Origin of the sequence: Streptomyces sp. SID5910 (genome assembly GCF_009862125.1) — a bacterium.
In the GTDB taxonomy this organism is placed as follows: domain Bacteria; phylum Actinomycetota; class Actinomycetes; order Streptomycetales; family Streptomycetaceae; genus Streptomyces.
Window position 1 is genome coordinate 1 of sequence record NZ_WWHX01000617.1, and the last position, 5,840, is coordinate 5,840.

Genomic DNA, 5,840 nt, shown 5'->3' on the forward strand with positions numbered 1-5,840 from the left:
CTGGGTGGGGGTCGGTCGCTTGGGGGGTTGGGGTGGGGCTGTGCGGTGTTCTACCAGGAGGCGGGAGCCTGTGCGGCTTTCGCCGAAGGCGTCGTCGGGGTTGGAGAGGACGCAGGTTTCCAGGGACAGGCAGCCGCAGCCGATGCAGTCGGTGAGGTGGTCGCGCAGGCGGTTCAGCTGCTTGATCCGCTCGTCCAGCTCGGAGCGCCAGGCCGCGGAGAGCCGGGCCCAGTCGTCCTCGGTGGGCGTGCGCTCCTCCGGCAGCTCGGCGAGCGCCTCGCGGATCGTGGCGAGCGGGATGCCGACGCGCTGGGCCGCCCGCACGAAGGCGACCCGGCGCAGCGCGTCGCGGCTGAAGCGGCGTTGGTTGCCCGAGGTGCGGCGACTGCTGATCAGGCCCTTGGACTCGTAGAAGTGCAGGGCGGAGACGGCGGCGCCGCTGCGCGCGGCGAGCTGGCCGACGGTGAGCTCATGGATCTTCTCGGGAATCTGAGGCACTCCCCGAACCCTACCGACCCCGTCACCCGCCCGGTCCGTTGACAGGGGACCCGGCGACGACCATGCTAAGCAGTTGCTTAGAAACTTCGACGCGGGAGGCCGGGACATGGCAGAGCCGAGGATCTTCACATCCGCCGACGACGTGAAGGCGGCTGTGGGCGAGGAGCTGGGGTACACCGACTGGCTGGAGGTCGACCAGAAGCGGATCGACCTGTTCGCGGAGGCGACCGGCGACCACCAGTGGATCCACGTGGACCCGGAGAAGGCCGCCGCGGGTCCCTTCGGCACCACCATCGCGCACGGGTACCTGACCCTGTCGCTGCTCCCGCTCTTCGGGCCGCAGCTGATCGCGGTCGAGGGCGTGAAGATGGGCGTCAACTACGGCACCAACAAGGTCCGCTTCCCCTCCCCCGTCCCGGTCGGCTCGCGGGTGCGCGCCACGGCGACGATCACCGGCGTCGAGGACGTCAAGGGAGGGATCCAGGTGACCGTGGCCTTCACCGTGGAGCGCGAGGGCGGCGACAAGCCGGTGTGCGTCGCCGAGTCCGTCTCGCGCTACTACCTGTGAGCCGCCGCCACCCGTGAGCCGCTACGCCCCCCGGGCGGCGCCGGGCTCCTTGGCCCGCACCATCCGCAGCACGAGGTCGGCGTAGAGCGCGCCGACCTCGTCGGGCGTCCGGGGGCCGTCGATGTTGAACCAGCGGGCCACGTCGATGCACAGGGACAGCACGGCCAGCGTCGTGCCCTGGACGTCCGCGACCTCGAACTCGCCCGCGGCCACGCCCTCCTCGATGATGCGCCGCACCTGCGCGTCGACCTGGCGGCGCAGCGCGACGATCTCGGCGCGGGCGTCCGGTCCGAGCGCGTCCAGCTCGTACTGCACCACGCGCGCGGTGGTGCGCCGCCCGGCGTGCCAGCGCACGAAGGAGCTGACGGCCTCGGCGAGCCGCTCGGTCGCGCTGCCGTCGCCCTCGGCCGCCGTGCGCAGGATCGACAGCGCGCGGTCGTGGCCGATCCGGCTGATGCGGTGGAGCAGCTCTTCCTTGGTCTTGTAGTGGATGTAGAGCGCGGCCGGGCTCATCCCGGCCCGCCCGGCGATGTCGCGGGTCGTGGTCGCGTGGTACCCGCGCTCGGCGAAGGCCTCCACGGCGGCGACCAGCAGTCGCCGGGCCGCGTCAGGCGTGACCTCTTCCCACGGCTCGATGTCGCCGCCCGCCGTCTCGGCCGCCGTACTCATCGCTCGATCGCCCCTCTCGGTGACAGGAGCTCCCACCATACCGCCGAAGCTGAGCGGGCGCTTAGGGGCGCTCGCCGCACGGGTCGTTACAGCTTCTCGAAGGGGTCGTGCTCGGCGAGGAGCTTCTCCAGCCGGGCCTGGTCTACGCGGCTGACGATCTGCCCGGCCTCCTGCCGGTCCCGGATGATCTTGGCCAGGGTGAAGGCGGACGTGACGAGGTACAGGACGGCGATGGCGAGGAAGGCGCGCACCCACGCGTCGGCGTGGAGGTTGTAGATGCCGACGGCGGTGGCGATCATGGCGACCGCGAACGAGGCGACGGCCTGCCCGTAGAAGGCGGCGGTGCTCTGCTGCTTGACCGGTGTGTCACTCATGGGGACAAGCGTCGGCGGATGTGGCACCCACCACATCCGCCGGCGTACTCAGTTCACGTACTCAGAAGGCCGAGACCCCGGTGAGCGCGCGCCCGATGACCAGCTTCTGGATCTGGCTGGTGCCCTCGTAGAGGGTCATCACACGGGCGTCGCGCAGCAGCTTTCCGGCCGGGTACTCGTCGATGTAGCCGTAGCCGCCGAAGACCTGGAGGGCGTTGTTGGCGGCGCGGACGGCGGCCTCCGAGGCGAACAGCTTGGCCTTGGAGGACTCGACGGTGAAGGGCTGCCCCCGGTCGATCAGGTCGGCGACCCGCCAGGTCAGCAGCCGGGCCGCGTCCACGTCGAGGGCGATGTCGCTGATCAGCTCCTGGACCAGCTGGTGGTGGGCGATGGTCTTGCCGAACTGCTCGCGCTCGCCCGCGTACCGCACGGCCGCGTCGAGGGCGGCCTGGGCGATGCCGACGCAGCCGGCAGCGACCGACATCCGCCCCTTGGCCAGCGCCGACATGGCGACCGAGAAACCCTTGCCCTCGGGGGCCAGCATCGCGGAGGCGGGCACGCGCACGTCCTCCAGGACCAGCTCGGCGGTGGCCTGGCCGCGCAGGCCGAGCTTGCCGTGGATGGTGCGGCGGGTCAGGCCCGGGGTGTCGGTGGGCACCAGGAAGGCGGAGACGCCCTTGTGGCCGGGGGCGTCCGTGGAGCGGGCGAAGAGCAGGACGACGTCGGCCCAGGTGCCGTTGGTGATGAACATCTTGGTGCCGTTGATCACGAAGTCGTCGCCGTCGCGCACCGCGCGCGTGGAGAGGTTCCCGGCGTCCGACCCGGTGCCGGGCTCGGTGAGGCCGAAGCAGCCGACGTACTCGCCGGAGGTCAGCCCCGGCAGCCAGCGGCGCTTCTGCTCCTCGTCGCCCCAGGCGGCGATGGTCTTGGCGACCAGGCCGAGGGAGACGGACACGATGCCGCGCACCGAGCTGTCGCCGCGCCCCAGCTCCTCCGTCACCAGGCAGTACGCGAGGTGGTCGCCGCCGGAGCCGCCGTACTCCTCGTCGACGGTGAGCCCGAGGAAGCCGACCTCGCCGAGCTTCTTCACGATCGAGCGGTCCACCTCCTCGGCGCGGTCCCAGGCGACGACGTGGGGGGCGATCTCGCGCTCCACGAAGTCCCGGGCGAGCTGCCGTACGGCGGTCTGCTCCTCGCTGAGCTCCAGGTTCATGACGGGACACCCCACAGAAGACGGTTCTGGACGGACGTATCTTGAAAGCCGGACATTTAAATTAGCACTGCTAGTTTAACGCCGCAGCCCTACTATGTGCGCCATGGCCCGACCGCGCAAGCCCCTGCTCAGCACCGACCGGATCGTCGAGACGGCCCGCGCGCTGGTGGACGCGGAGGGCCTGGCGGCCGTCTCCACGCGCCGGCTCGCGGCGGAACTGGGGGTCAGCGGGCCCTCGCTCTACAACCACTTCCGCACCAAGGACGAGATCCTGGAGGCCGTCGCCGACTCGGTGAGCGCGCAGGTCGACCTGTCGATGTTCGAGGACGGCCGGGACTGGCGGACCGCGCTGCACGACTGGGCCGTCTCCTACCGGGCGGCCCTGCGCGACCACCCCAACATCGTCCCGGTGCTGGCCCACGGGCCCGGCCGCCGCCCCGCCGCGCTGCACCTCGCGGACGCCGTCTACGGCGCGATGGTCGCGGCGGGCTGGCCGCCGGCGCAGGCCACGTCCATCGGCGCGCTGATGCGGTACTTCGTCATGGGCTCCGCGCTCGGCTCCTTCGCGCGGGGTTTCCCGGACGACGCCGACGCCTACGATCCCGCCGACTACCCCCACCTCGGCAAGGCGCACCTCCTGGCCGAGCAGCAGGAGAAGATCGACGAGCGGGCCTTCGAGACGGGGCTGACGGCGCTGCTGGACGGGCTGGCGCAGCAGTACGAGCAGGCAGGGCGGGGCGCCTGAGGACACTTCGGCGCCCGCCGAAGTGTCCGTGCCGCATCCTGGACGCATGACCGACAGGGACGGCGAGGCACCCGGGCTGGCGCGGCTGGCCGGGCTGATCGCCGACGAGACCAGGGCCGCCTGTCTGCTGGCGCTGCTCGACGGGCGGGCGTGGACCGCCGGCGAGCTGGCCCGGCACGCGGGCGTCGCCGCGTCGACGCTGAGCGAACACCTCGGCAAGCTCGTCGCGGGCGGCCTGCTCGCCGAGGAGCGCCAGGGCAGGCACCGGTACGTGCGGTTGGCCGACGAGCGGACCGCGCACCTCGTGGAGGACCTGGCCGCACAGGTGGCGCCGGAGGCGGCGGCACGGCGTCCGCGCACCCTGCGGGCGTCGAGCGCCGGGTCGGCGATGGCCCGCGGGCGCACCTGCTACGACCATCTCGCCGGACGGCTCGGCATCACTGTCACCGAGGCGCTGACCGGGCGCGGGCTGCTGCGCCAGGACACCGGCTTCGCGCTCACCGACGCGGGGCTCGGCTGGTTCGAGGCCGCCGGGATCGCCCTGCGGCCCTCGGGCCGCCGGCCGCTGGCCCGGGCCTGCCTCGACTGGACCGAGCGCCGTCCGCACCTCGCGGGTGTCGCGGGCGCCGCCCTGTGCCGGCACGCGCTGGACGCCGGGTGGTGCGTGCGCATCGGCTCCGAGCGGGCCGTCAAGGTCACGGCGGCGGGCGAGGGCGCGCTGTCCGAGCTGCTGGGCATCGACCCGGTGGCGCTGCGCTGAGCCCGCGTCTCGCTGTCCGAATCCCGCCGGTCGTCCCGGCCTTCCCTTCCTAGCCTCGGGAGCATGATGAGCACCGCCCCGTCCCGCCGGCCCCAGCTCCTCGCGGCCGGCGCCGCCACCGTCACCGTCGTCCTGTGGGCCTCCGCCTTCGTCTCGATCCGCAGCGCGGGTGAGGCGTACTCGCCGGGCGCGCTGGCGCTCGGGCGGCTGCTGTCGGGCGTGCTCACGCTGGGCGTGCTCTGCCTGCTGCGCCGGGAGGGACTGCCGCCCCGGCCGGCCTGGCGGGGCATCGCGATATCCGGGCTGCTGTGGTTCGGCTTCTACATGGTCGTCCTGAACTGGGGCGAGCAGCAGGTCGACGCCGGTACGGCCGCCCTGGTCGTGAACATCGGGCCCATCCTCATCGCGCTGCTCGGCGCCCGGCTGCTCGGGGACGCGCTGCCGCCGCGGCTGCTGGCGGGGATGGCGGTGTCGTTCGCCGGTGCGGTGACCGTGGGCCTGTCGATGTCCGGCGAGGGCGGCTCCTCGCTGCTCGGCGTGGTGCTGTGCCTGCTGGCGGCCGTGGCGTACGCGGGCGGGGTGGTCGCGCAGAAGCCGGCGCTGGGGCACGCGAGCGCGCTCCAGGTGACGACGTTCGGGTGCCTGGTCGGAGCGGTGCTGTGCCTGCCGTTCGCCGGGCAGCTGGTGTCGGAGGCGGCCGAGGCGCCCGCCTCCGCGACGCTCAACATGGTCTACCTGGGCGTGTTCCCGACCGCCCTGGCGTTCACGACGTGGGCGTACGCCCTGGCCCGGACGACCGCGGGCCGGATGGGCGCGACGACGTACGCGGTGCCCGCCCTCGTCGTGCTGATGTCGTGGCTGGCGCTCGGCGAGGTGCCGGGGCTGCTGACGCTGGCGGGCGGGGCACTGTGCCTGGCGGGCGTGGCGGTGTCGCGCTCCAGGAAGCGCACGGCGGCGGTACCGGAGCCGGGCGGGGCCCCGGAACCGCGCCGCGAGGACGCGGGGCGGCGGTA

At 73.0% G+C, this 5,840-nt stretch carries 8 protein-coding genes; 4 read left to right on the top strand and 4 right to left on the bottom strand.

Features of this window, described 5'->3' with window-relative positions; all coding sequences use genetic code 11:
- The coding region (gene soxR / locus GTW67_RS21720) for a redox-sensitive transcriptional activator SoxR (protein ID WP_161166475.1) at window positions 1-498 on the bottom strand (498 nt) is incomplete at its 3' end.
- A gap of 106 nt (window positions 499-604) precedes the next feature.
- Here soxR and GTW67_RS21725 point away from each other — a divergent pair.
- The gene (locus GTW67_RS21725) at window positions 605-1,066 is read left to right on the top strand and encodes a MaoC family dehydratase (RefSeq protein ID WP_161166476.1); all 462 of its coding nucleotides are present in this window, start codon (window positions 605-607) and stop codon (window positions 1,064-1,066) included.
- Window positions 1,067-1,087: 21 nt separating this feature from the next.
- Here the strand turns inward: GTW67_RS21725 and GTW67_RS21730 are convergent, their stop codons facing one another.
- From GTW67_RS21730 to GTW67_RS21740, 3 genes are all read right to left on the bottom strand, one after another.
- The gene (locus GTW67_RS21730; RefSeq protein WP_161166477.1) at window positions 1,088-1,735 is read right to left on the bottom strand and encodes a TetR/AcrR family transcriptional regulator; all 648 of its coding nucleotides are present in this window, start codon (window positions 1,733-1,735) and stop codon (window positions 1,088-1,090) included.
- Between the two features lie 86 nt (window positions 1,736-1,821).
- Window positions 1,822-2,109, bottom strand: coding sequence for a YiaA/YiaB family inner membrane protein (locus tag GTW67_RS21735; RefSeq protein ID WP_161166478.1), 288 nt, complete (start codon window positions 2,107-2,109; stop codon window positions 1,822-1,824).
- A gap of 61 nt (window positions 2,110-2,170) precedes the next feature.
- On the bottom strand, window positions 2,171-3,322 hold the full coding sequence (locus GTW67_RS21740; protein WP_161166479.1) for an acyl-CoA dehydrogenase family protein: 1,152 nt from the start codon (window positions 3,320-3,322) through the stop codon (window positions 2,171-2,173).
- A 103-nt stretch (window positions 3,323-3,425) separates the two neighbouring features.
- Here GTW67_RS21740 and GTW67_RS21745 point away from each other — a divergent pair, with 103 nt between their 5' ends.
- The 3 genes from GTW67_RS21745 to GTW67_RS21755 all read left to right on the top strand — a co-directional run.
- On the top strand, window positions 3,426-4,067 hold the full coding sequence (locus GTW67_RS21745) for a TetR/AcrR family transcriptional regulator (RefSeq protein WP_161166480.1): 642 nt from the start codon (window positions 3,426-3,428) through the stop codon (window positions 4,065-4,067).
- A gap of 46 nt (window positions 4,068-4,113) precedes the next feature.
- Window positions 4,114-4,827, top strand: coding sequence for an ArsR/SmtB family transcription factor (locus tag GTW67_RS21750; RefSeq protein ID WP_161166481.1), 714 nt, complete (start codon window positions 4,114-4,116; stop codon window positions 4,825-4,827).
- 66 nt (window positions 4,828-4,893) lie between these two features.
- On the top strand, window positions 4,894-5,840 hold a 947-nt coding region (locus GTW67_RS21755; protein ID WP_524539808.1), incomplete at its 3' end, for an EamA family transporter.